The organism is Planctomonas deserti (assembly GCF_003067705.1).
GTDB classification, from domain to species: Bacteria; Actinomycetota; Actinomycetes; order Actinomycetales; family Microbacteriaceae; genus Planctomonas; species Planctomonas deserti.
The window spans coordinates 445,639-467,499 of sequence record NZ_QANL01000004.1 but is presented as its reverse complement, the minus strand read 5'-3'; the positions used below and the strand labels follow the sequence as shown (position 1 = coordinate 467,499).

The following is a 21,861-nucleotide window of genomic DNA, read 5'->3' as shown; positions in this document are numbered from 1 at the left end:
CGCGAGGGCGGCGCGCCGACCGGACGAAGGAGTCTGCATGCCCACCGACCGCCTCGAGGTCTACATCGGGCCGCATGGATCGCACCACGGCATCGGCTCCCGCACCTACCCCGTCCGCGAGCTCGGTCAGGCGATCCGCCTCCTCCGCGTCCGCCGGGCGCCCGGCCAGTCGGCCGTGATCTGGGTCCTCCCCGGCACCTACCGCATCCCCGAGACGCTCGAGCTGGGGCCGGACGACTCGCACACCACCATCGCCGCCACCGGCGACGGGGTGGTCTTCGACGGCGCCGCCGAGATCGCCGGCTGGAGCGAGACCGTCCTGCGCGGCCGCACGGTCTGGAGCGCGCCCGCTCCTGACCGCCGGTTCGTGAGCCTGTACGTGAACGGCTCGCGGCGCTCCCGCCCGCGCTACCCGCGCGACGGCGAGCTGCGCATCGAGCGCCAGGCCGGCCTCGACGTGCGCGGCGACTTCGACGGCACGCTCTTCGACGGGTCCGATCGGTTCGAGTTCGCGGACGGAAGCCTGCCGCCACTGGCCGACCCCGCCGAGGTGGAGGTCGTCGTGCCGCACTTTTGGGTGCAGGAGCGCATGCCGATCGCCTCGATCGACCGCGACCGGCGGGAGCTCGTCAGCTCGCGCCACAGCATCTTCGCCCTGCGCGACGACGCCACCAAGCGCTTCGCCCGGTACTGGCTCGACAACGTGGGGGAGGCCTTCGGGGAGGAGGCGGGCGAGTGGTACCTCGATCGCAGCGGTACGGTCTCGGGCACGGGGGAGGCGCGGCTGCTGTACGCCCCGCTGCCCGGCGAGGACCTCGGCTCCGCCGTCCTCGCCGCCCCCGCGATCGAGCGGTTCGTGCGCGTGAGCGGCGACCCGGAAGCCGGGCGGGCCGTGCGCGACGTGCGGATCGAGGGCATCACGTTCCGCCACGCCGGGTTCGAGGAGACCCCCGGCGCCCGCGCACCCTTCGGCGTGCGGGAGGACGAGCTGCTCCGCCGCGACGTCGACTACGCCGCGGCCGTGCAGGGCGCGACCGAGGCGAGCGCGGCCGTCGCCTTCGAGGGTGCCAGGGACTGCGTCTTCCTCGGCGGAGGCGTGGAGCGGGTCGACGGCTACGCGATCGAGCTCGGCCGAGGCACGCGGGGTGCGCTCGTCAGCGGCGCGCTCCTGCGCGACCTCGGGGCGGGTGCCGTTCGGGCCGGCGGGTCGGAGGACGCGTCGAGCGAATGGTTCTGCCGGGCGAACGAGGTGAGCGACTGCGAGATCGAGTCCGGCGGTCGGGTGTACCCCAACGCCGTCGCCGTCCTCTTCCAGCACGGGGCCGACAACGTCATCGCGCACAACCACATCCGCGACTTCTTCTACACGGGCGTCTCCGTCGGCTGGGTCTGGGACTACGCGCCCAGCCCGTCGGCGAACAACCTCATCGCGTTCAACCACATCCACGACCTCGGCCAGGGTCGGCTCAACGACACCGGAGGCATCTACCTCCTCGGCATCGCCCCGGGAACGATCGTCCGGGGGAACCACGTGCACGACGTCGTCTGCCGCAACTACGGCGGCTGGGGCGTCTACCTCGACCAGGGGTCGTCCCACGTGATCGTCGAGGGCAACGTCGTGCATGACTGCAGCCACCAGGCTTTCCACGTGAACTACGGGCGCGAGAACGTCGTGAGGCACAACATCCTGGCCTTCGGCGGCGAGAGCCAGGTGGCGGTGACCAAGCCCGAGGCGCACCGGCCGTTCACGTTCTCGCACAACATCGTCGTCGGCCGGGGCGCGCCCGCGTTCGCGGGTCGCCAGGATCACCGGGACATCCGCGCGCTCGCCGTGGAGAGCGACCTCAACCTGTTCTGGGACGAGCGTCCCGTGCCGGACGCGCTGCTCGCCGGCAACGGCGGATACGACGCCGACCTGCACTGGCAGCTCCGGGAGCCGCTCGACGACGTCTGGGCCGCGGCGGGCCGGGACCGGCACTCGGTGATCGCGGACCCCGGGTTCGCCGACGCCGCCGGGGGCGACTTCCGCGTCGCTCCCGGCGGGCCGGCCGAGGGCCTCGGCATCCTCGTTCCGGACGCGTCGCTCGCCGGTCCGCGCGACGAGGGGAGGCGCACGCACCCGCTCCGCCGCCGCACTCTGCCCGACGTCGAACTCCCGGCGGAATTCGTTTGACATGACACGTATTACCAATTACATTCGGCGTACCGGCGCAGTGCTGCACCAAGGCTGCCCGCGCCATCACCCGGCGAGGCGCTCCGCCCCGAGCGCCCGCACAGATCTGGAAGGCACCTCGCAATGAAGCGATTGATCAGCTCCGCAGCACTCGGTCTCGCCGCGGCCCTCACCCTCACGGCCTGCGGCGGCGCGAGCACCGGCACAACCGGCGGCTCCGGCGGCGGCGAGGGCGACTCGGCCGACAAGCTCGTCGTCTGGAACTGGGGCGCGTCCGATGACGCGGCCGCGGCCTTCCAGGAGGACGTCGTCAAGAACTTCAACGAAACGCACCCGGACGTCGAGGTCGAGATCGTCTCCCAGCCGTTCGACCAGTACTACACGCTCCTCGGCAGCGCGATCGAGGCGGGCACCGGCCCCGACGTCGCCCTGTTCAACGGCGGCACGCAGTTGAAGAGCCGCGCCGACTCGCTCATCCCCGTCACCGATGAGCTCTCCGACATCAAGGGCGACCTCGCCGGCTGGCCCGCCTTCGAGGCGGACGGCGAGACGTACTCCGCGCCGATGTTCCTGCAGGGCTTCCCCATCTACTTCAATAAGGCGATCTTCACCGCGGCCGGCCTCGACCCCGAGAACCCGCCGAAGACGTGGGAGGAGCTCGGCGCCGCCTGCGACGCGATCGAGTCCGGCACCGAGGTCGACTGCTTCGCCCTCGGCAACAAGGAGGGGCTCGGCATCGAGTTCTTCCTGTCCGGCCTCGGCTCGGGCATCTTCACCGCCGAGGAGTACGACGCCTGGATCGACGGCGAGCGCGACTGGACGAGCGAGCACGCCCGCCAGGCGCTCACCATGTGGGCCGAGTCGAGCGCGAACGGCTGGTACAACGACGGCGCGAACTCGACCGCCATGTTCAACGACTCCTTCGACCTCTTCTCGGGCGGGAAGGCCGCCATGGTCATCGGGCTCTCCTCGGGCATCGCGCACTGGAAGCAGTTCGACGAGTTCCTCGGCGACGACCTCGGCTTCATGATGCCCGTCACCACCAACGAGGGCACGACCCTCGCGCTGCCCATCGAGGGCGGCATCGGCTACGGCGTGCTCAACGAGGACAAGAAGGACATGGCCGTCGACTGGATCAAGGCGACCGTGGAGCGCGACGCCCAGGCGGACTACGCCCTCGCCGGCGGTCAGATCGTGTCCAACACCACCGTCGAGCTCGACACCGACATCACGTCGGCGCAGGAGATCATCGCCGAGCTGCCCGGGAGCAAGCCGCTGCTGCACACCGCGCTCTCCGGCGACACCCTCGACCTCCTGCACCGGCTCGGCCAGCAGCTGCTGGTCGGCGAGGTGACCGTGGACGACGCGGTCGCGCAGCTGCAGGCATCGGAAGAGTGAGTTTGTGACCGCATTGCTCGGGTCCCGGCCGGACGTCCCCACGGACGTCCGGCCCGGGGCCGCGTCCGCGAAGCGCCGCCCCCGCCGCCGCTTCACCCTCGAGCGCGCAGCGCCGCTCGTGCTCGTGTTCCCCGCGATCGCCATCCTGCTCGTGTTCCGGGTCTACCCGCTGGCGCTTGGCGTGAACTTCTCGTTCACCGGCGACCAGGAGCTGAACGGCGTCTTCATCGGGCTCGACAACTACGTCACCCTCTTCACCGACGTCCGGTTCCACGCGGCCGCGCGGAACGTCATCGTCGTGCTGCTGTTCGTGCCGCTCGAGGTGCTCGTGGCCGGCATCCTCGCCACCTTCATCTTCCTGAAGGTGCCCGGTCACCGGTTCTACCGCAGCGTCTACTTCCTTCCGGTCGTGCTGTCGCCCATCATCATCGGGGCCATCTTCAACATCGTGCTCGCGGCGAACGGCCCGCTCAATGACGTGAACAAGGCGCTCGGCCTGCCCGTCATCGACTGGCTCGGCCAGTCGAACAGCGCGCTGCCGAGCGTGCTCGGCGTGCACATCTGGGCCACGTTCGGCATGGCGCTCGTGATCTTCCTCGCCGGCTTCTCGACCGTCGACCAGGAGCTGCTCGACGCCGCCCGCATTGACGGCGCGAGCCTCGGGCAGACCATCTGGTACGTCGTCATCCCCGAGCTCTCGCAGACGATCCAGTTCGTGTTCGTCACCACCACCATCGGCATGCTGACCGGCATCTTCGGCCTGCTGTACACCATGACGGCGGGCGGCCCCGGCGCCGCGTCCTACCTGCCGGAGTTCCTCATCTGGAAGCTCAACGGCGAGGCGAAGCCGGCCCTCGCGTCGGCGGCGTCCGTCGTGCTGCTCCTGCTGATCCTCGTGATCGGCCTGCTCCAGATCCGCGTGCTCCGCCGCGCCACCAAGGAGGTCTGATGCGCAGCACAGGTGCGGCCCGCTGGATCATCGCGGCCCCGATGGCGCTCCTCGCCATCGCCACGATCTACCCGATGCTCTACACGCTGAACATCGCCCTGAAGTCCCGCGTCGACTACGTGCTCGACCGCGGCGGCCTCACGACGGACTTCAACTTCCAGAACTTCGTCGACGCGTGGACCCAGGCCAACATGGGCCGGTACTACCTGAACTCGATCTTCGTGACGGTGGTCTCGGTCGCGCTCATCCTGCTGATCTCGTCGATGGCCGGGTTCGCGCTCAGCCACCTGACGTTCCGGGGGAGCAGGGCGACGTTCCTGCTGATCCTGGCGGCGATGATGATCCCGTTCCAGGTGATCATGGTGCCGTTCATCAAAACGCTGAGCGACTTCTCGATGATCAACACCTATCCCGGGCTGATCGTCGCGTACGTCTCGCAGTTCCTGCCGTTCACGATCTACTTCATGACCGCGTACTTCGCGCGGATCCCGAAGGAGATCACCGAGGCGGCGCGCGTCGACGGCAACACCATCTACGGCGTCTTCGGCCGCATCATGCTGCCGCTCGGCCGCCCGGCGCTGCTGTCGATGGGCATCCTCAACGCGCTGTTCTGCTGGAACGACATCCTCATCTCGCTGCTCGTCATGCAGTCGCCGAGCCAGCGGACCCTCATGGTCGGGGTCAGCGCGCTGCGCGGGCAGTACCCGGACAACGTGCCGACCTACCTGGCGGGCGTGCTGCTGGTCGTGCTGCCGCTCATCGTCGTGTACCTGATCTTCCAGCGCCAGATCACGACAGGCGTCACTGCCGGCGCGACGAAGGGCTGATCGGGGCCGGGTCCCGACGGCACGTGCGGGTCGGGCGGGTCAGCGCGTCGGGCGGGTCAGCGCCAGAAGGCGCGGACCCGCTCGGCCACGTCCGCGGCCTGGGCGAACCCGGCGAGCGCCGACGCCGTGCTCGACTCCGGCAGAAGCGGGTTGGTGCCGAACGCGGCCGTGCTCTCCGCGTCCGCCACGATCACGAGCACGTCGGCGGTCGCCCGGAGCGCCTCCGCCGCAACGCTGAGCGTCGGCCCGAGGGGGCTCACGGCGAGCTCGGGCCCGCACGCCACGATGAGCACGCGGTCGCAGTCGGCGGCGACGTCGGCATTCGTGCTGGACCGCATCCCGCCGTCCATCAGCAGCCGGCCGTCCACCGTGGTCGCGGGGTAGACGCCGGGCACGGCGCAGCTCGCGGCCACGGCCCGCGCCAGCGGGACGCCGGATCCGGAGTCGAGCACCCGGAACGTGCCGTCGAGCGCGTCGACCGCGGTCACCCGCAGCTCAGCCAGGGGCCACTCGGTCGTCGGCAGCAGACGCTCGAAGCGCGTGACGGCCTGGTCGTCGGTCTCGGGGGTGTGCGCCCGCGCCGCGACCCGGCCGATGATGGATCGCGCCTGCTCCTCCGTGCCCGTGCTCTGCGCGGCCGCGGCGCCGGCCGCGAGGAGCGGCTCGAGGTCGAGGCCCTCCACGCCGGCGAGGTCGTAGGTCGGCGGCTCGAGCAGGGACTCGTAGGTGGACTGCAGCGCACCGGACCGCAGCACGGTGCCGACGACGGACCCCGCCGACGTGCCGACCACGACGTCCGCGTCGGAGACGTCGATTCCCCGCTCGAGAAGCCCGGCGAGCAGCCCGGTCTCCCACGCGATGCCGGCGACCCCGCCGCCGCCGAGCACCAGTGCCGTGCGTCCCTCGCCCTGCTTTGCCATGTCGGTGTCCTCTCTCCGTGCGTCGGTGGTGCTGTGCTGCGGTCGTGCCGGTGGTCCGCGGGCCCCGGTGGTCCCGGACCCGGTGGCGCGCGGCCCCGTACAAGGAAACACCACCGGGACCGCCCAGGGGTGGTCTCGCCGAACGAGCCTCGGCCCCGCCCTGGTCTCGGCCCGGGCCCCGCCCGGCTCAGTATCTCTCCCAGGCCGCGCCGGTATTCTCGAATCCCTTGCACGCCCATTCGAAGGACCGCCCGATGCTCGACAGCCCCGCCTCGCCGACGCCGTACGAGGTGCTGGGCGTGCAGGCGACGGCCGACCAGAACGAGCTCCGCCGCGCCTACCGCAGGCTGCTGCGCGAGACGCATCCGGACACCGGCGGATCCGCGGACCGCTTCCACGCCGTCCAGGCCGCCTGGGAGCGCATCGGCGACCCCGCCGCCCGCGAGCTGTACGACCGCGGCCGCGCCGCCGGGGCCGCCGAGCCCGAGCACGCGCCGTTCGCCCCGCCGTCGCACCCGCCGGAGCGTCCGCGCTCGTCCGTGCGGGCCCGGATGTACGGCCACCCGGGCGGGTCGACGCGCGAGCGCTTCCTGGTGCTCATGCGGGAGTGGGCGGGGCGGGGCGCGGCGCTCGAGGATCCGTACGACCCCGCGCTGGTCCGCTCCGCACCGCTCGAGCTCCGCCGCCTGCTCTCGAAGGCGCTGGCCGAGGAGGCGACCGCGCGGGCCGTCTCGGGGCTCGGCATCGCGTACTCGATCTGGAACGACGTGCTCGCCGGCCGGGCGCCGCACCACATCGACCACCTCGTGCTCGGCCCGACCGGCCTGTTCGTGCTCGAGTCGGAGGACTGGGGGCCGGGCGAGCTGCGCCTCGTGCGCGGCGAGCTCGTCGGCGAGTCGATGCCCGAGGACCACGAGCCGCTCGCGTCGCTGACCCAGGGCGCGAAGGCGCTGGGTCGCGAGCTGCGCGTGCGGGTGACGGCGAGCATCCTCGTCGTGCCGGACGACGCGCTGGCCCTTCCCGTGTTGACCGTCGAGCGTGGCCGCACGTCGGGGGCCGTGGTCGTGCGTCGATCGGTTCTGCCGCATATGCTGCGCACCGGCGCTCCGGGCCGCGGGGACGGCGCGGCACCGGACATGTTCGAGCTGCGCGCTCGCCTGCAGGACCGCGTCCGCTACGCCTGACCCTGCCGCCCGACCCTGCCGCCTGTGTCGCTCGCCGCTACGGTGGGACGGGCGGGCCGCAAAGCCGGCCGGCGCGAGCCACGAGGGAGAGCGATGACGGACTTCGACGAGAAGCGCAGGGACCAGCTGACCAGCGCCCCCGAAGCGGTGGAGTCGGACGCGGACCCGCGAATCGACGTGTCCGAAGGCACGAACGGCGCGACCCGCATCGACATCCGCGACGACGCCCAGGTCCGCCCGGGCCCCGCGGACGAGTAGAGGTCCCACCGCCACCTCGCGTCCCTTCGACGGGCTCAGGGACCGAGGTGTGCCGCCGATCGGCGCCGGTCGTTCCCGAGAGCTTCGCGAGCAGCGACGGAAAGCGGGTGGCCGGCTCCTCCGTTCACGGCCCGTCGCCGACGCGGTCGCTGGTCCATACGGTCGCTGAGCCATACGGTCGCTGAGCCTGTCGAAGCGACGTGAGGTGCGTCGCGTCCCTTCGACAGGCTCAGGGACCGTCGGGTGGTTCCGCCCGCCTGCACTGGTTGTCTCGCAGAGCTTTGCGAGCAGCGACGGAATGCGGATGGCTGGCTCCTCCGTTCACGCCCCGTCACCGACGCGGTCGCTGGTCCATACCGTCGCTGAGCCAGCACGGTCGCTGAGCCGTCACGGTCGCTGAGCTTGTCGAAGCGACGTGAGGTGCGCCGCGTCCCTTCGACTGGCTCAGGGACCGTGAAGAGCTGCTGATGGGCACGGTCAGTCGCCGGGTGGGGTCGGTTCTGGGGAGCGGTCTCGGTCATGCGCTCGGAGGCGGTGTCGGCGGGCGTTCCAGTCTTGGACCGCTCTGCTCTTGGTCGCCAGGTGGCGGGCTTCGCGGGTCGGGCTGATCGATCTCGGCGGGAGCAGCAGGTACCGCCCGCCGGTTCGTCGGATGTCCCAGCCGTTGTTGTGAAGGAGCAGGTGGTGGTGCTTGCACAGGAGCACGCCGTCGGCGATGTCCGTCTTGCCGTTGTCCCGTTTCCACTGATTGATGTGGTGGGCCTCGCACCAGGACGGCGGGCGATCGCAGCCCGGCCACATGCACCCACCGTCCCGAACCGCGAGGCCGGTGCGCTGGCGGGCGGTGAAGAGCCGCTGCTCGCGACCGACGTTCACGCACTGACCATCGTCATCGAGGACCACCGCGACCGTTCCCGTGTTGCAGACCTCGCGGCGGATGGTGGCGATCGAGACCGCCTCGCCGGTGTCCTGGATGGAGCCGTGGCCCTCGCCGGTCTGCAGTGACTCCTTCGTCACGATCACCCGCACCGCCGGCCGCCTCGATCCGAAGACCTGTCCGGGATCGGCGTCCGCGCCGATGCGGAGGAGCTCGAGGAACCCGTCCGCGGCCAAGCGTTCGGTGGAGCGGGGGTCGTTGACGATGGCGTCGATCCGGGCGCGGTCCTCTTCCTTGACGAAGCGCGGGCCGCCTCGTCTCGGGTTGGTCAGCTCGTCGAGGACGGAGAGGAGGAAGGCTCCGGGTTCGGGTGCGTAGAGGAACTTGCCTTCCACCATCCCGTCGGGGCGCTTCCATGCCTTGAGGTGCTGCTGCTCCAACTGGGCCTTTTCGCGATCCTCGACTTCGGTGTCGTTCAGGTCGTCGCGCAGTTGCCTCGCCCGGCGGTGCAACTGACCGGCCGTGAGGGTTGCCGCATCATCCAGCAGCTCTCGCGCCGCCTCCGACAGGGCCTCGGCCGGCACCGCGTCGGTCGGCAGTCCCAGCCCGGCGCGAATGGCGTCCGCCTGGGCGATGGAGACCTTCCCGTCGGTGACGGCGTGGGCGATCGGCGCCTGCCACGGGGTGGGCGGCGCCGGGAGTTCGGGGTGCTCGCGCTGCACGGTTTCGACGGCGTCCGTTTCGGCGAGCATCTTGCCCACTTCCACGATCGACACCGCGCCGCCCTTCGTGGTTCCGGTGATGGCCTCGACCATCGCCTGAGGCGTACGGTAACCCTCCTGCTGCGCGAGCCCGGCGGAACCGAGGTCAGGCACCGAACGGCGGTTCAGCTCACCGGCGATCCAAGCGGAGAAGGTGTCACAGGACTGTCGCAGGTCGGCGATAGCGTGCAACGCGTCGAGGAGGTCCTGCTTGGAGAGCGTCACGAACGCGGCGGGGGAGGAGCCCAGGCGTGCGACGGTGTCCGCTGTGCGGAGGAGCGTCGCTGCCGGCGTTGCCATAGCACACATTCTACCACGTCGAAAGTTTCTTCGACGAGGAACTTTTGCCCTGTGGAGAACTTCTATCAGCCCAATCGAGAGACCGGCCATCGTCCCTTCGACGGGCTCAGGGACCGTAGTAGGACACCGGCATCAACAACCATCCCCGCCACGAGCGCGTCGCCGCAGCCGCGACCGCCCGCGTCCGCCGCAACCGCAGGCCGCGCGGAACGCCGACAGGCCCAGGACCGGTGGGTGCTCGCGGTTCGGGCGCGAGTGGGTGTGGTCCTGAGCCTGTCGGCGTGGTGGCTCTAGCGGATCAGTAGTCCACCTTCCACATGTAGCGGCGGCCCTCGAGGGCGTAGCCGCGGACGGCCGCGTAGTGGGCCGCGAGCCGGGCCACCAGTGCCGCGTAGACGAGCGGGGCCACGTAGCCGCGCTGCTCGGCCGGGATGCCGGGCAGCTCCAGGTCCGCGCTGTCGACGTAGTAGGTCTCGCCGCCGTAGGTGGTGAGGAAGCGCCGCACGCGCTCACCCATGGGCCGGGTCTCGTCCTCACCGAGGAACACGATGGTCTTCGAGTCGCGGTCGATGACCTCGAACGGACCCTGGAAGAACTCGTCCGCGTTGATCGTCGACGCGTGGAGCCACTGCATCTCCTGCAGGTAGCACATGGTAAACGTGCTGGCCGGGCCGAAGAGCGGGCCCGACGCGATGACGTAGGTCACCGGCACCTCCGCCATGTCGGTCGCGATCTGCTCGGCGCGGGGCTCGAACGCCTCGACGGCCGCCAGGAGCGCGGCGGGCAGGGCGTGCAGCGCCTCGAGTTGACCGGTCACGTCCACGCCGTCGCGCTTCAGCACCGCGAGCGCGAGCAGCTGCAGCAGCAGCTGCGTGCCGTTGCCGGTCCCGGCCACGAAGACCGTGTCCAGCGACTGGGCGAGCGGGCCGTCGGCCCGCAGCGTCACGGCGGCGACGGATGCGCCGCGCTCGCGCGCCCACTCGCCGGCGCGGATGGTCTCCGGGGTGTTGCCGGTGCCCGACAGCACGATCACGAGCGTGCCGGGGCCGACGCTCGCGGGGGCCCGGAAGTAGAACTCGTCGGAGTTGATGGCCACGGACGGGGTGAGTGCGTGGCGGTCCAGCACGTACTGCGCGGCCTGGACGCCGAGGTACGAGCCGCCGGCGCCGACCAGGAAGACGCGCCGGAGCGGTCCCGGGATCCCGGCGACGAAGCCGTCGATCTCGTCCCAGAGCTCGAGGGCGCGCTCCTGGGACGAGACGATGTCGTCCGGGATCGTCGCGACGGGGCCGGGGCCGACGTAGGTGCCGTCTGTCATGCGTGTTTCTCCTTGTGGTGTTGCCCTGTGGTGATGGGCGTGCGGTGATGGTGCGCCGGGGATGGCGCGGGCGATGGTCAGGACAGGGCGAGGGCTGCGGCGGGGACGTCGACGGGAACGCCGTGCCCGAAGGCCCCGACGATGCCGCAGGTGGCTGCGGCTGCGCGGGCCGCCTCGGCGAGGAGGTGGGCGGGGGACTCCCCGCGAAGCAGGCCGACGAGCACGCGGGCAGCGAAGGTATCCCCGGCGCCGAGCGTGTCGACGACGGTGGCGGGGGCGGCCGGGCACTCGTGAACGGTGGTGCCGTCGCTGAGCAGCGCCCCGTCCGCTCCCCGGGTGACCAGGGTCCAGCGGGCGCCGGCACCGGATGCCGAGCGCAGCACGGCGTCCGCCTCCGCCTGGGAGAGGCCGCCCCCCGAGAAGGAGGCGAGGAAGCACAGGGGGGCGATCCGGGCGATGCGGTCCGGGTCGGTCGTGGTCGCGAAGTCGTAGGACAGCGCGGCGACGCCGGCGAGCTCGCGAAGGTGCCCGTCGAGTCCGCTCGACCGGCCGACGTGCACGGCGTCGAAGGTGCCGATGAAGGCGAGGTCCTCGCCGTCCGGGGCGAACCGCGAGACCCCGAGCTCCGACTGCACGAACACCCGGTCGCCGTCCTCGTGGTCGATCACGCAGTAGGCCGTGAAGCCGTCCACGACCCGCAGCCGGTCGAGCCCGACGCCCTCCTCGCCCAGCGAACGGGCGAGGAGGGTGCCAGCCGGGTCCGCCGCCACGGCGCCCACGTAGGCGGACTCGGCGCCGAACCGTGAGGCGTAGGCGGCCACGTTCACGCAGTTGCCGCCGGGGAACATGACGGCGTGCTTGCGGTAGCAGTCGACGACGTTGTCGCCGACCGCGACGATGCGCGGCGCCACCTGCTAGACGGTCGCGAGCCGGGTCGCGAAGCGCGAGGGGCGGAACGACTCGAGCAGCGGGGTGGCCGTGCCGGTGAGAATCTCGTCTGCGGTGAGCTGGCCCAGGATGAGGCCGAGTGTCGCGCCGCTGTGCGTGAAGAGCACGTGCAGGCCGGGCACCTGCTCGAGCTCGCCGGCGACGGGCTCGCCGTCGCCCGGGATCGGCTTCGGGCCGACGCCCCAGCCGTCGAGCTCGAGCTCCGGCTCGCCCTCCAGCACGTGCGATGCCTCGCGCAGCAGACCGCGGACGGTCGACTCCCGCACCTCGTAGCTGCCGTCGCCGCGCGGCACGACCTCCTCCTCCGACCAGGCGGAGTCGAGCACGAGGGTGCCGAACGCGGTCGGTCGCACGGCGACGCGCGGCGTGTTCAGCACGGCGCGCAGCGGCAGCCGCACCGGCTTGGTGCGCACGAGCAGGGAGATGGGCGTCGCGTCGGGGATCTCGATGCCGAACTGAGCGAGGTCGGCGGGCACGGACGGCCCGGTCGCGAGAACGACCGCGTCGGCCTCGAGCTCGGCGCCGGATGCGGTACGCACGCCGGTGGCGCGACCGCCGCGGGTCTGCACGGTCACCGCACCGACGCCCTCCTGGAGGAAGCCGCCGGCCGCGCGGAACTCGCGCAGCAGGTGCTCGATGAGCAGCGGAAGCTCGACCCAGCCCTCGCCGGGATTGAAGACGGCGCCCTCCTCGGCGATCGCCTCGGCGTTGATGCCGGGCGTCCACGCCGCGACCTCATCGGGGCGGAGCCAGACGGTGTCGTAGCCGATGGTGCGCTCGTGCTCGTAGCGGTCACGGTAGGAGGAGCCGGGCGCCGCCCAGGTGAGCCCGCCGTCGAAGCGGAGGAAGGATGCGCCGGGCAGCCGAGCGGCCAGGGTGCGGTAGCGGTCGATGCCGAGCGTGCGCAGCAGGTGGTAGGCGTCGGTGCGCGGCCCGGCGGAATTCAGCCAGGAGAGCGAGCGGCCCGAGGCGCCGGACGACGCGGCGGCCTCGGTGACGAGGGTCACGCGGGCGCCACCACGGGCGAGGGCGGTGGCCGTCGAGACGCCGAGCACGCCGGCGCCGACGACGAGGACGCGGGGGGCGGTTGTGGTGTGTGTCATGACTTCTTTCGGTTGTGTCGAGGAGAGGGGTGTCAGGCGAGCGCGGGCACGACGGCGCGGATGCGCTCGAGCACCTCGAGCACGCGTACGGCGTCGCGCGGGTCCACGGGGAGCTCGGCGCCGCGCAGCAGTGCATCGGCCAGCTGGGAGTAGAAGGAGTCGTAGGAGCCGCGCTCGGTTGGCACGCGCCGGAGGTCGGGGTCGATGCCGAGCACGCCCCAGGTCGACTCCGGCTCGATCCCGTAGCCGTTGTCCGTGGGCAGGGCGCCCGCCTTGAGGCGGCCCTCCTGCTCGTCGAGGCCCCACTTCGTGTAACCGGCCTTCGAGCCCAGCACGCGGAAGCGAGGGCCGGCCTGGGCGGCGAGCGAGCTCATCCAGAGGTGCGAGCGCACCCCGGACGCGTGCAGCAGGGAGACGAACGCGTCGTCCTCCGCGGCGCCGCCCGGACGGCGGGTGTCGAGCTCGGCGTGAACGTCGTCGACGTCGCCGAACAGCTGCACGGCCTGGTCGACGAGGTGCGTGCCGAGGTCGAACAGGATGCCGCCGCCCTCGGCCGCGGTCGCGGCGGCCTTCCAGCTCTTGGCCTCCTGCGGCTTCCACCAGGTGAAGCGCGACTCGAACCGGTGCACCTCGCCGAGGGCGCCGTCCCGCACGAGCGAGCGGAGAGTGAGGAAGTCGCCGTCCCAGCGCCGGTTCTGGAAGACCGTGAGCGGCACGCCGCTGCTGACGGCGTGGTCGACGAGGTCGGCGCCCTCGCGGGCATCGACCGCGAACGGCTTGTCGACGACGACGGCGAGCCCCGCGTCGATGGCACGGTGGGCGAGCGGCGCGTGCGTGGCGGGCGGCGAGCCGAGGATCACGAGGTCGAGCTCGTCGGCACGGGCGAACAGCTCGTCCGGCGTCCCGACGATCCGGGCGCCCGGGTGCAGGCGGCTCGCCTCGGCGGCGCGCTCGGGGTCCGCCGTGACGATCACGTCGAGGGAGTAGTCGGGATCGGTGCTTACGAAGGGGGCGTGGAAGACCCGGCCGGAGGTGCCGAAGCCGACCAGCCCGACGCGGATGGCGCGCCCCATCAGAGCACCTGCGAGAGGAAGCGCTGGAGCCGCGGGCTGCGTGGAGCGTCGAAGATTCGCTCGGGCGGCCCGATCTCGACCACCCGGCCCTCGTCCATGAAGACGACCTGGTCGGCCACCCGGCGCGCGAAGTTCATCTCGTGGGTGACCACCACCATGGTCATCCCGCGCTGGCCGAGGGCGGCCATGAGGTTGAGCACGCCCTTCACGAGCTCGGGGTCGAGCGCGCTCGTGACCTCGTCGAAGAGCATGACCTCGGGCTCCATGGCCAGCGCCCTCGCGATGGCGACGCGCTGCTGCTGACCGCCGGAGAGGTCCCTCGGCCGGTGATCGGCACGCTCGGCAAGGCCGACCTCGGCCAGGCGCTCGTTGGCGACCTGCAGCGCGTCCTGCTTCCGCATCCCCTTGACCTTGCGCAGGGAGAGCGCGACGTTCTCCAGTGCGGTGTGGTCGGGGAAGAGGTTGAAGTGCTGGAACACCAGGCCGATCCGCCGGCGCAGGACGTCGGGCCGGAGCGCGAGGGCGTCCTCCCCGGCGAGCAGCACCTTCCCGGACTTCGGCTCGTGCAGGCGGTTGATGCCGCGCAGCATGGTGGACTTGCCGGAGCCGGAGGGGCCGACGATGCAGGTCGTCGTGCCCGGGGCGACGGAGATGCTGACGTCGCGCAGCACGTCGATGGCGCCGTACGCCATGCCGAGGTTCACGAGCTCGAGGCTCGACCCCTGGTAGAGGTGACCGTCGGTCACCGGGACGGGCGATGTGTACGTCATGTGTTGCTCCCGTAGGTCAGGGTGACGGGTGCCAGCTCCTCGACCTCGTCCAGACCGCTCTTCGGCGGCGCGGCCTTGCGGCGCCCGGTGCGGAACCGGTTGTCGAAGTAGTTGACGAGGTGGGTGAGGGGCACGGTGATGATCAGGTAGAAGAGGCCGGCGAGCACGAGCGGGGACAGGTTGCCGGTGAGCACCGCGGCGTCCTGGCCGACCCGGAACAGCTCGCGCTCCGTGACGAGCAGCCCGAGGAAGTACACGAGGCTCGAGTCCTTCACGATGGCGATGAACTGGTTCACCAGGGCGGGCAGCACCCGGCGGATGCCCTGCGGCACCACGACGAGACGCATCGCCTTGCCGTAGCTCATGCCGAGCGCCCGGCAGGCCTCGAGCTGGCCGCGATCGACGCTCTGGATGCCGGCGCGGAAGATCTCGCCGATGTAGGCGCTCGCGATGAGGCTGAGCGCGAGGATGCCGAGGGGATAGGGGGAGGGGCCGAAGATCGCCTGGCTGAAGCGGGTGAATCCCTGACCGATGAGCAGGATGGTCAGGATCGCCGGCAGGCCGCGGAACACGTCGGTGTAGATCCGGGCGGGCACGCGCAGCCACCGGGAGGGGGAGATCCCCATCACGGCGATGACCATGCCGAGCACGACGCCGATGACGGTCGCGGCGGCGGAGATGACGAGGGTGTTGACGAGGCCGGTGCCGAGAAGCTGCGGCAGTACCGCGAGCATCGCCTCGAAGTCGAAGAAGGTGCTGAGGAGGGTGTCGAGCCAGTCCATGGAATTCCTCTAGACGTGTGGGGGATGGGGTGGTGCGGGCGTGCCCGCACCACCCCTTTCGGATCAGGACTCCGGGGCGGGAGTGGGGGTCGAGGTCTGCTCGGCCTTGGGCAGGTACTGCTCGGGCATCGGCGAGCCCGGGAACCACTTCTGGTAGAGCTCCTTCCAGGTGCCGTCCTCCATCGCCTCGGCGAGGCCCTCGTTCAGCGCCTCGCGCAGCTCGTCGTTGCCCTTCTTCAGGGCGAAGCCGGCCGGGGCGTCGAACGAGGGGATGTCCTCCACGCTCACGAGGTCGTACTGCTCGATGTAGGCCTTGGTCGACTCGTAGTCGAGGAAGTGCGCCTGCACGGTGCCGTTGTTGAGCGCCGCGATGGCGGTGTTGTTGTCCGGGAAGCGGACGAGCTCCGCGTCGGGGAAGTTCTTCACCGCGTAGGCCTCCTGCAGGGTGCCCTGCACGACGCCGAGGCGGTTGCCGGCGAGGTCGTCGCGCGATGAGACGCCGCTGTCCTTCGTGCTGAGCAGGGTGAGGTAGCCGGCGAGGTAGCCGTCGCTGAAGTCGACGGTCTGCTTGCGCTCATCGGTGATGCCGATGGCGGCGACGCCGACGTCGAACTGGCCGTTCGCGACGGCGGCGAGGAGGCTGGAGAAGTCCTGGCCGGTGAAGACGACGTCGTCGATGCCGGCTCGCTCGGCCACATCGGTGAAGAGCTCGATGTCGAAGCCGCTGAACTTCCCGTCGGCGTCGGCGAACGCGTACGGCTTGATGTCGCCGACGCTGCCGACGCGGATCTCGCCCGGGGTGATCAGGCTGTACGGGTTGTCCTCGGTGGAGCTCGCCGCCTGGCCGCCGCCGGAGCTGCAGGCGGCGAGGGAGAGGAGGGCGGCCGCGCCGGCGGCGGCCGCGATCACCGGGCGAAGCGTGGTGCGAATGTTCACAGCTGTCCTTTTCGTGTGGGGGTGGCCTGTGGCGACCTGGCACCGTCGGGGTGGGACCGAAGGTGTGTGTTTCGGGTGAGGCGCTTGTTGAGTCCGGTCTCAGTCGCTATGTTGAGACCGGTCTCATTCGCTTGAGTAGGCAACCTACCCGCCGCTGTGAAGGCCAGTCAAGGGTCAATTCTTGAGCGACAGGAGCTTGTGTTCATGGTCGAACCGGGTGATCGGCAGCGCGCCACGACCGTGGCGGACGTCGCCAGGCGGGCGGGGGTCTCGAAGGCGACGGCCGCCCGAGCGCTCGGCGACTACGGCGCCGTGAGCGACAGCGTCCGCGAGCGTGTGCAGGCGGCCGCCGAGGACCTCGACTACCGCCCGAACGAGCTCGCCCGCAGCATGAACACGGGCAGGTCGAAGACCATCGGCGTCATCGTCGGCGACATCGAGAACGGCTACTTCGGACTCGCCATGCGGGGGATCTCGGACACCGCGAAGGCGGCGGGCTACGACGTCATCCTCATCAACACGTCTGAGAACGTGCAGACCGAGATAGACGCGGTGCGGGTTCTGCTCGACAAGCGCGTCGACGGCCTCATCGTCGCCCCGGCGTCCAGCTTCCACATCGAGCACCTGCGCAGGGTCGACGACTCCGGGAGGCCGCTCGTCCTGCTCGACCGGCGCGTCCCGGGGCTCGAGGCGGTGTCCGTCGAGGTGGACATCGCGCCGAGCGCGAGCGATGCCACGGCCGCGCTCCTCGACGCCGGGCACACCCGCATCGCCTTCGTGTCCGCGCTGCAGACCGAGGGGGAGGGGTACTCGGATCGGCTCCAGCTGCGGGTGTCGTCGGTGACGGACCGGCTCGCGGGAATCGTGAGCGCGCTCCGGTCCCGCGGCATCGAGCCCTCGGCGGACCTGATTCGCTTCGGCGCCCTCGGGCCGGAGCGCACGCGGGCGATCACGGGGGAGCTGCTCGAGCTCGAGGACCCGCCGACCGCGATCCTCGCCTCCGACAGTCTCATCGCGCTCGACGTGCTGCGCACCCTCCGGGATCGCGGCCTGCGAGTGCCGGACGACCTCTCCTTCGTCATGTTCGACGACTTCGACTGGGCGGCGCTCACCGATCCGCCGCTCACGGTCGTGGCGCAGCCCATCTACGACGTCGGGGTCGCCGCGGCGACCATCCTGCTCCGGCGGCTGGCCGGCCTGCCGCACGACGACGTGCGGGCGCGGCTGCCGGCGACCCTCGTGCTCCGCGACTCGGTCGGCCCGGTGCCCGTGCGGGCCTGAGGGACCTAAGGCGGCCTGAGGGGCCCGAGGCGGCGGGCGCCGGGAATAGATTCCGTCCGGCAGCGTTCTCCCACCTGTATGCAAACGCATAGAGGAAGAAGAGAAACATGACCACCCGGACCATCGCCGTCGTCTCCGCCGGCCTCGGCGTTCCCTCGTCCACCCGGCTGCTGGCCGACCGGCTCGCGGCAGCGGCCGTCGACCGGCTGAGCGCCCAGGGGGTGCAGGCCGTCGTCGAGCACGTCGAGGTTCGCGAGGTCGCTCAGGACGTGACGAACAACCTGCTCACGGGCTTCCCCAGCCCCGCCCTCCGGAGGGCCCTCGACGCGGTGACCGGCGCCGACGGCATCATCGCCGTGACGCCCGTCTTCAACGGCAGCTACAGCGGCCTTTTCAAGTCGTTCCTCGACGTCGTCGAGCTCGGCGCGCTGGAGGGGGTGCCGGTGCTGATCGCGGCGACCGGGGGCAGCGAGCGGCACTCGCTCGTGCTTGACCATGCGCTGCGGCCGCTCTTCAGCTACCTGCACGCCGTCGTCACGCCCACGGGCGTGTTCGCGGCGTCCTCGGACTGGGGTGCCGGATCCGAGGGCGGCAACGGCCTGGAGCGCCGCATCGAGCGCGCGGCGGGGGAGCTCGCGGACCTCGTCTCCCGCTCCCGCCGCACGTCGACGCCGGACCCGCTCGGCGCCGGGCTCGACTTCGCGTCGCTGCTCGCCGGGGCCGCGGCGCAGCGCTGACGCCGGTCCGGCGCGCGTCGCCCGGCCTTCGGGCACCGCGCCCGTCGCGGCGCCGGCCCGAAAGGGGGCCGCGCCGCGGCGGCGCAATACGCCCGTAACAGTCGCGCCGCCGCGACACGCCAGTGTAGATTCGGGGTCACCCTAGTTCCCCAGGTGGAGGACACATGCCGAGCACTGAGGAGATCCCGGATACCATCCGGCGGTCGCCCCAGCACGCTCAGGCGATCTGGTCCGAAGCCCACGACTCTGCCGTGAAGACGTACGGCGAGGGGGAGCGGGCCCACCGCACCGCCTTCGCCGCGCTGAAGCACTCGTACGAGAAGGTGGGGGACCACTGGGAGGCCAAGGAGAAATCCGGCCCCTCGGATGCCCGCGCGGCGGGGGATCCCTCCGCCGACACGGAGGGCGGGGTCGACGCGAACGCGTCGAAGAAGCACCTGTACGACCTCGCCAAGAAGCTCGACGTCCCCGGCCGCTCCTCGATGACGAAGGGCGACCTGGTCGACGCGATCCGCAAGGCGAACGACCGCAAGACGCGGCAGAGCCGCGGTTAGATCTCGGCGCGTACCCGCGCGCCGATCGCTTACCCAAGCGCAGCACGACAGCACCACAGCAGTACGGCACCACCCCCACCACAGCATCACCCCGCGACACGCGTTCACCCAGGCGCACCGTCGTCAGTACTTCACACCCGAATGCGAAGGACCCCCGTGCGTACCCGAGAACACCCCACCCCCAAAGCCGACGACCTGAGAATCACCCCGACCTCCCCGACGACTTGGCGGGTCGCCGACCGGCGACTCGACGGCCGTGCCGGCATCGGACTGCTCGGCTTCGTCGAGCTCCGCGACGGCCGCTACGAGGTGACGCGGTACGACTCGCCGACGCACCTCTCGGCCCACGACGTGCTGTCGAGCGCGCTCGCGGAGTTCCTCGGGCGCCCCGGCGGCTACGAGTACCTGTGCCCGGATGACGCGGAGACGCTGAGCGCCAGCGCGTTCACCCTCCTGGCCTGACGGCTCAGGCCGGCCCGTCGGATCCCCTCGGCCCGTTCGGCCGGTCGTCGCCGCGCGTACGGGCTGCGTCGTCCGTCGTGTCCGCGTTGTCCGCGGTGTCCAGGTCGTCTGTGGCGTCGAGGTCGTCGAGCGGCGGCAGAGCGCGCCCGCGCTCCGGCGTGCCCACGGCCCGCACCCGGTCGACGAGCTCGCGCCACGGACCCTGCACGCGCTGCTCCGGCAGCGTCACCCGCCGTCCGTTGGCGCGGATGAGGTAGAGGAAGCGGTCGGGCGCGGGCGGATCATCCGGTTCGTCGTCCCACGGGCAGGCCTCGATGAGCACGATCCAGTCGGAGTACTCCGGACCCTCGCCGAGATCGACGACCCATCGCACGGCGATGCCCGTCACCCCGCCGCTGCGCGCGACGACGACCCTCATTCCGTCACCGGCACCCCGACGGTCGCCCACGCGTCCACGACCGCCGCCCGTTCGGGCGACTCGGCCCCGAAGAGGCGAGTCGCCGTGGCGACCGTCGCCGTGGCGAAGGTTTCGAAGTCGCTGGTCTCGGTGAGTGACCCGCCTGTGAGGGTCTCGTACCAGATCCGGCCGGGTGCTTCCCAGGCCGAGCCGCCGATGGCCGTCGCCGTGAGCACGAACGCGCGGTTCGGGATGCCGGAGTTGATGTGCACCCCGCCATAATCCTCCGTCGTCACCACGAAGTCGTCCATGTGCCCCGGCTGCGGGTCCTTGCCGAGCAGGTCGTCGTCGTACGCGCTTCCCGGCTCCTTCATCGAGCGCAGCGCCACCCCCTCGACCGCGTCCGTGAACAGCTCGGCGCCGATCAGCCAGGTCGCGGTGGCCGCGTCCTGCCCCCGGGAGTGCTGCTCCACGAGCGCGCCGAACACGTCGGACAGCGACTCGTTGAGCGCGCCGGCCTGGCCCTGGTACTCGAGGTTGGCGGTGGCCTGCGTGACCCCGTGGCCGAGCTCGTGCCCGATGACGCTGATCGAGGCCGTGAAGCGCGTGAAGACCTCGCCGTCGCCGTCACCGAAGACCATGCGCTCCCCGTCCCAGAACGCATTGTCGTACTCCCGGCCGTAGTGCACCGTCGCGTGCAACGGCAGCTCGCGGTCGTCGATGGACGCCCGGCCGAACGCCTCCGCGAACATGGCGTAGGTCTCGCCGAGACCGTCGTACCCCTCGTTCGCGGCATCGTCCTCCACGACCTCCGGCTCGCCCTCGGCCCGCACCCGGTGGCCGGGGAGCTCCTCGGCGTTGCGGGCGTCGTAGATGGTGCGCTGCGGGCCGCGCGGCTCCCGGGCGAACGCCGTGCGGGGCGTGCCCTCGCCGAAGTCCGGATAGCGAGGGTGGGCGGCACGCGCGAGGCGCACGGGTTCGTCGTTCCGGAGGGCCTGCCGTGCGGCCTCGGCGGCCCTCGGGAACCGGTCGCCGGCCGAGTCGGCGAGGTGGGCGAGAAGGTACGGGGGGATGATGAAGTGACGCATGCTCGATGGTGGCACGACACCACCGACATCCGGCGGGGCATCCCGTGAGGAGAGCGCGAGGAGGGCCCGCCGCGCCCATCCCACCCCCGTCCGGTGCCCGCCGCGGCGCCGGGGGACGCGCCGGGGCAGCGCGGGGGCGGTCGATAGACTCGCCGCGTGGACACCGCCGGCCGCTCCGGGACCAGTCGCCTGCTCACCGTGCCCAACCTGCTGAGCCTCGCCCGGCTCGCCCTGGTGCCCGTCTTCATGTGGCTCCTGCTCCGCGGTGACGACGTGCTCGCGCTCGTCGTGCTCGCCGTCGCGACCTTCACCGACCTTCTCGACGGATTCATCGCGCGCCGGTTCGATCAGATCACGAGGCTCGGGCAGCTCCTCGATCCCGCGGCCGATCGTCTGTTCATGCTCGCCTGCCTTCTCGGGCTCGCGGCGCGGGACATCCTGCCGTGGTGGCTTGCCGCCCTGATCGTGTCCAGGGACGTGTTCCTGATCGTCGTCGGGATCGTCCTCGTCAACCACGGTTACGGTCCGTTACCCGTGCACCGGCTCGGCAAGATCGCCACCTTTTGTTTGTTCTACTCCCTCCCTATGATCGTGCTCGGACAGGCGCTCCCCGCCGTCGCCCCGTTCACCGACCCGATCGGCTGGGCGTTCGCTCTCTGGGGAGCCTTCCTGTACTGGTGGGCGGGGATTCTCTACGCCATCCAGACGGGCCGTCTTCTCCGCGACGGCGGGGCGAACGCCCGCCCCGATCGGATACGCTAAAGG

22 protein-coding genes are annotated in these 21,861 nt (G+C 71.2%); 11 read left to right on the top strand and 11 right to left on the bottom strand.

The genetic code is table 11. The features are described 5' to 3' along the window. Nucleotides 1-37: 37 nt before the first annotated feature. From DAI20_RS15660 to DAI20_RS15645, 4 genes are all read left to right on the top strand, one after another. On the top strand, nucleotides 38-2,173 hold the full coding sequence (locus DAI20_RS15660) for a right-handed parallel beta-helix repeat-containing protein (protein WP_108252478.1): 2,136 nt from the start codon (nucleotides 38-40) through the stop codon (nucleotides 2,171-2,173). A gap of 123 nt (nucleotides 2,174-2,296) precedes the next feature. After that, on the top strand, nucleotides 2,297-3,571 hold the full coding sequence (locus DAI20_RS15655) for an ABC transporter substrate-binding protein (protein WP_108252476.1): 1,275 nt from the start codon (nucleotides 2,297-2,299) through the stop codon (nucleotides 3,569-3,571). A gap of 4 nt (nucleotides 3,572-3,575) precedes the next feature. Beyond that, nucleotides 3,576-4,520, top strand: a complete 945-nt coding sequence (locus DAI20_RS15650; RefSeq protein ID WP_205781466.1) for a carbohydrate ABC transporter permease — start codon at nucleotides 3,576-3,578, stop codon at nucleotides 4,518-4,520. After that, entirely contained in the window at nucleotides 4,520-5,347 is an 828-nt protein-coding gene (locus DAI20_RS15645) for a carbohydrate ABC transporter permease (protein WP_108252474.1), read from the top strand. The genes DAI20_RS15650 and DAI20_RS15645 overlap by 1 nt, the downstream gene beginning before the upstream one ends. A gap of 56 nt (nucleotides 5,348-5,403) precedes the next feature. On the opposite strand, the gene DAI20_RS15640 is transcribed toward DAI20_RS15645, so the two are convergent. Then, nucleotides 5,404-6,267: a patatin-like phospholipase family protein gene (locus DAI20_RS15640; RefSeq protein ID WP_108252472.1), complete on the bottom strand. Its 864-nt coding sequence runs from the start codon at nucleotides 6,265-6,267 to the stop codon at nucleotides 5,404-5,406. Between the two features lie 254 nt (nucleotides 6,268-6,521). On the opposite strand from DAI20_RS15640, the gene DAI20_RS15635 reads away from it, so the two are divergent. Both DAI20_RS15635 and DAI20_RS18735 read left to right on the top strand, forming a co-directional pair. Next, nucleotides 6,522-7,451: a DnaJ domain-containing protein gene (locus tag DAI20_RS15635; RefSeq protein WP_108252470.1), complete on the top strand. Its 930-nt coding sequence runs from the start codon at nucleotides 6,522-6,524 to the stop codon at nucleotides 7,449-7,451. A gap of 93 nt (nucleotides 7,452-7,544) precedes the next feature. Continuing rightward, entirely contained in the window at nucleotides 7,545-7,709 is a 165-nt protein-coding gene (locus DAI20_RS18735; RefSeq protein ID WP_168927697.1) for a hypothetical protein, read from the top strand. Between the two features lie 477 nt (nucleotides 7,710-8,186). On the opposite strand, the gene DAI20_RS15630 is transcribed toward DAI20_RS18735, so the two are convergent. The 8 genes from DAI20_RS15630 to DAI20_RS15595 form a co-directional block, all read right to left on the bottom strand. Beyond that, complete coding sequence (locus tag DAI20_RS15630; RefSeq protein ID WP_159085089.1) at nucleotides 8,187-9,647, bottom strand: HNH endonuclease signature motif containing protein; 1,461 nt, start codon at nucleotides 9,645-9,647, stop codon at nucleotides 8,187-8,189. A 298-nt stretch (nucleotides 9,648-9,945) separates the two neighbouring features. Continuing rightward, the gene (locus DAI20_RS15625; RefSeq protein ID WP_108252466.1) at nucleotides 9,946-10,965 is read right to left on the bottom strand and encodes an SIS domain-containing protein; all 1,020 of its coding nucleotides are present in this window, start codon (nucleotides 10,963-10,965) and stop codon (nucleotides 9,946-9,948) included. A 77-nt stretch (nucleotides 10,966-11,042) separates the two neighbouring features. Next, a complete protein-coding gene (locus DAI20_RS15620; RefSeq protein WP_205781465.1) occupies nucleotides 11,043-11,876 on the bottom strand; it encodes a PfkB family carbohydrate kinase in 834 nt (277 codons plus the stop codon). A 3-nt stretch (nucleotides 11,877-11,879) separates the two neighbouring features. Further along, entirely contained in the window at nucleotides 11,880-13,016 is a 1,137-nt protein-coding gene (locus DAI20_RS15615) for an NAD(P)/FAD-dependent oxidoreductase (RefSeq protein ID WP_108252464.1), read from the bottom strand. Between the two features lie 32 nt (nucleotides 13,017-13,048). Beyond that, complete coding sequence (locus DAI20_RS15610) at nucleotides 13,049-14,089, bottom strand: Gfo/Idh/MocA family protein (protein ID WP_108252462.1); 1,041 nt, start codon at nucleotides 14,087-14,089, stop codon at nucleotides 13,049-13,051. Beyond that, nucleotides 14,089-14,859 carry an amino acid ABC transporter ATP-binding protein gene (locus DAI20_RS15605; RefSeq protein WP_108252460.1) on the bottom strand — a complete coding sequence of 257 codons (771 nt, stop codon included), beginning with the start codon at nucleotides 14,857-14,859 and terminating at the stop codon, nucleotides 14,089-14,091. Before DAI20_RS15605 ends, DAI20_RS15610 begins: the two co-directional genes overlap by 1 nt. Next, the gene (locus tag DAI20_RS15600; RefSeq protein WP_108252458.1) at nucleotides 14,856-15,641 is read right to left on the bottom strand and encodes an amino acid ABC transporter permease; all 786 of its coding nucleotides are present in this window, start codon (nucleotides 15,639-15,641) and stop codon (nucleotides 14,856-14,858) included. The genes DAI20_RS15605 and DAI20_RS15600 overlap by 4 nt, the downstream gene beginning before the upstream one ends. Before the next feature lie 63 nt (nucleotides 15,642-15,704). Further along, complete coding sequence (locus DAI20_RS15595; protein ID WP_108252456.1) at nucleotides 15,705-16,577, bottom strand: ABC transporter substrate-binding protein; 873 nt, start codon at nucleotides 16,575-16,577, stop codon at nucleotides 15,705-15,707. Between the two features lie 204 nt (nucleotides 16,578-16,781). Here DAI20_RS15595 and DAI20_RS15590 point away from each other — a divergent pair, with 204 nt between their 5' ends. The 4 genes from DAI20_RS15590 to DAI20_RS15575 all read left to right on the top strand — a co-directional run bounded on the left by DAI20_RS15590 (nucleotide 16,782) and on the right by DAI20_RS15575 (nucleotide 19,611). Beyond that, nucleotides 16,782-17,858, top strand: coding sequence for a LacI family DNA-binding transcriptional regulator (locus DAI20_RS15590; RefSeq protein ID WP_108252454.1), 1,077 nt, complete (start codon nucleotides 16,782-16,784; stop codon nucleotides 17,856-17,858). A gap of 107 nt (nucleotides 17,859-17,965) precedes the next feature. Continuing rightward, nucleotides 17,966-18,595, top strand: a complete 630-nt coding sequence (locus DAI20_RS15585; RefSeq protein WP_108252452.1) for a CE1759 family FMN reductase — start codon at nucleotides 17,966-17,968, stop codon at nucleotides 18,593-18,595. 164 nt (nucleotides 18,596-18,759) lie between these two features. Beyond that, complete coding sequence (locus DAI20_RS15580; protein WP_108252450.1) at nucleotides 18,760-19,149, top strand: ChaB family protein; 390 nt, start codon at nucleotides 18,760-18,762, stop codon at nucleotides 19,147-19,149. A 156-nt stretch (nucleotides 19,150-19,305) separates the two neighbouring features. Continuing rightward, nucleotides 19,306-19,611 carry a hypothetical protein gene (locus DAI20_RS15575; protein WP_108252448.1) on the top strand — a complete coding sequence of 102 codons (306 nt, stop codon included), beginning with the start codon at nucleotides 19,306-19,308 and terminating at the stop codon, nucleotides 19,609-19,611. Nucleotides 19,612-19,615: 4 nt separating this feature from the next. Here the strand turns inward: DAI20_RS15575 and DAI20_RS18825 are convergent, their stop codons facing one another. Both DAI20_RS18825 and DAI20_RS15565 read right to left on the bottom strand, forming a co-directional pair. Then, the gene (locus DAI20_RS18825) at nucleotides 19,616-20,029 is read right to left on the bottom strand and encodes a protealysin inhibitor emfourin (RefSeq protein ID WP_205781464.1); all 414 of its coding nucleotides are present in this window, start codon (nucleotides 20,027-20,029) and stop codon (nucleotides 19,616-19,618) included. After that, nucleotides 20,026-21,096 (bottom strand): M4 family metallopeptidase, encoded by a 1,071-nt coding sequence (locus tag DAI20_RS15565; RefSeq protein WP_108252446.1) that lies wholly within the window; start codon nucleotides 21,094-21,096, stop codon nucleotides 20,026-20,028. The genes DAI20_RS18825 and DAI20_RS15565 overlap by 4 nt, the downstream gene beginning before the upstream one ends. A gap of 156 nt (nucleotides 21,097-21,252) precedes the next feature. On the opposite strand from DAI20_RS15565, the gene DAI20_RS15560 reads away from it, so the two are divergent. Next, nucleotides 21,253-21,858: a CDP-alcohol phosphatidyltransferase family protein gene (locus DAI20_RS15560; protein WP_108252444.1), complete on the top strand. Its 606-nt coding sequence runs from the start codon at nucleotides 21,253-21,255 to the stop codon at nucleotides 21,856-21,858. Nucleotides 21,859-21,861: the final 3 nt, after the last annotated feature.

Bases quoted from the DNA above. Each gene is read 5' to 3' on its own strand.
- DAI20_RS15585 (WP_108252452.1), top strand. From the start codon at position 17,966: ATGACCACCCGGACCATCGCCGTCGTCTCCGCCGGCCTCGGCGTTCCC.
- DAI20_RS15630 (WP_159085089.1), bottom strand. From the start codon at position 9,647: ATGGCAACGCCGGCAGCGACGCTCCTCCGCACAGCGGACACCGTCGCA.
- DAI20_RS18735 (WP_168927697.1), top strand. From the start codon at position 7,545: ATGACGGACTTCGACGAGAAGCGCAGGGACCAGCTGACCAGCGCCCCC.
- DAI20_RS15600 (WP_108252458.1), bottom strand. From the start codon at position 15,641: ATGGACTGGCTCGACACCCTCCTCAGCACCTTCTTCGACTTCGAGGCG.
- DAI20_RS15635 (WP_108252470.1), top strand. From the start codon at position 6,522: ATGCTCGACAGCCCCGCCTCGCCGACGCCGTACGAGGTGCTGGGCGTG.
- DAI20_RS15580 (WP_108252450.1), top strand. From the start codon at position 18,760: ATGCCGAGCACTGAGGAGATCCCGGATACCATCCGGCGGTCGCCCCAG.
- DAI20_RS15645 (WP_108252474.1), top strand. From the start codon at position 4,520: ATGCGCAGCACAGGTGCGGCCCGCTGGATCATCGCGGCCCCGATGGCG.
- DAI20_RS18825 (WP_205781464.1), bottom strand. From the start codon at position 20,029: ATGAGGGTCGTCGTCGCGCGCAGCGGCGGGGTGACGGGCATCGCCGTG.
- DAI20_RS15590 (WP_108252454.1), top strand. From the start codon at position 16,782: ATGGTCGAACCGGGTGATCGGCAGCGCGCCACGACCGTGGCGGACGTC.
- DAI20_RS15625 (WP_108252466.1), bottom strand. From the start codon at position 10,965: ATGACAGACGGCACCTACGTCGGCCCCGGCCCCGTCGCGACGATCCCG.
- DAI20_RS15605 (WP_108252460.1), bottom strand. From the start codon at position 14,859: ATGACGTACACATCGCCCGTCCCGGTGACCGACGGTCACCTCTACCAG.
- DAI20_RS15565 (WP_108252446.1), bottom strand. From the start codon at position 21,096: ATGCGTCACTTCATCATCCCCCCGTACCTTCTCGCCCACCTCGCCGAC.
- DAI20_RS15610 (WP_108252462.1), bottom strand. From the start codon at position 14,089: ATGGGGCGCGCCATCCGCGTCGGGCTGGTCGGCTTCGGCACCTCCGGC.
- DAI20_RS15655 (WP_108252476.1), top strand. From the start codon at position 2,297: ATGAAGCGATTGATCAGCTCCGCAGCACTCGGTCTCGCCGCGGCCCTC.
- DAI20_RS15640 (WP_108252472.1), bottom strand. From the start codon at position 6,267: ATGGCAAAGCAGGGCGAGGGACGCACGGCACTGGTGCTCGGCGGCGGC.
- DAI20_RS15660 (WP_108252478.1), top strand. From the start codon at position 38: ATGCCCACCGACCGCCTCGAGGTCTACATCGGGCCGCATGGATCGCAC.
- DAI20_RS15615 (WP_108252464.1), bottom strand. From the start codon at position 13,016: ATGACACACACCACAACCGCCCCCCGCGTCCTCGTCGTCGGCGCCGGC.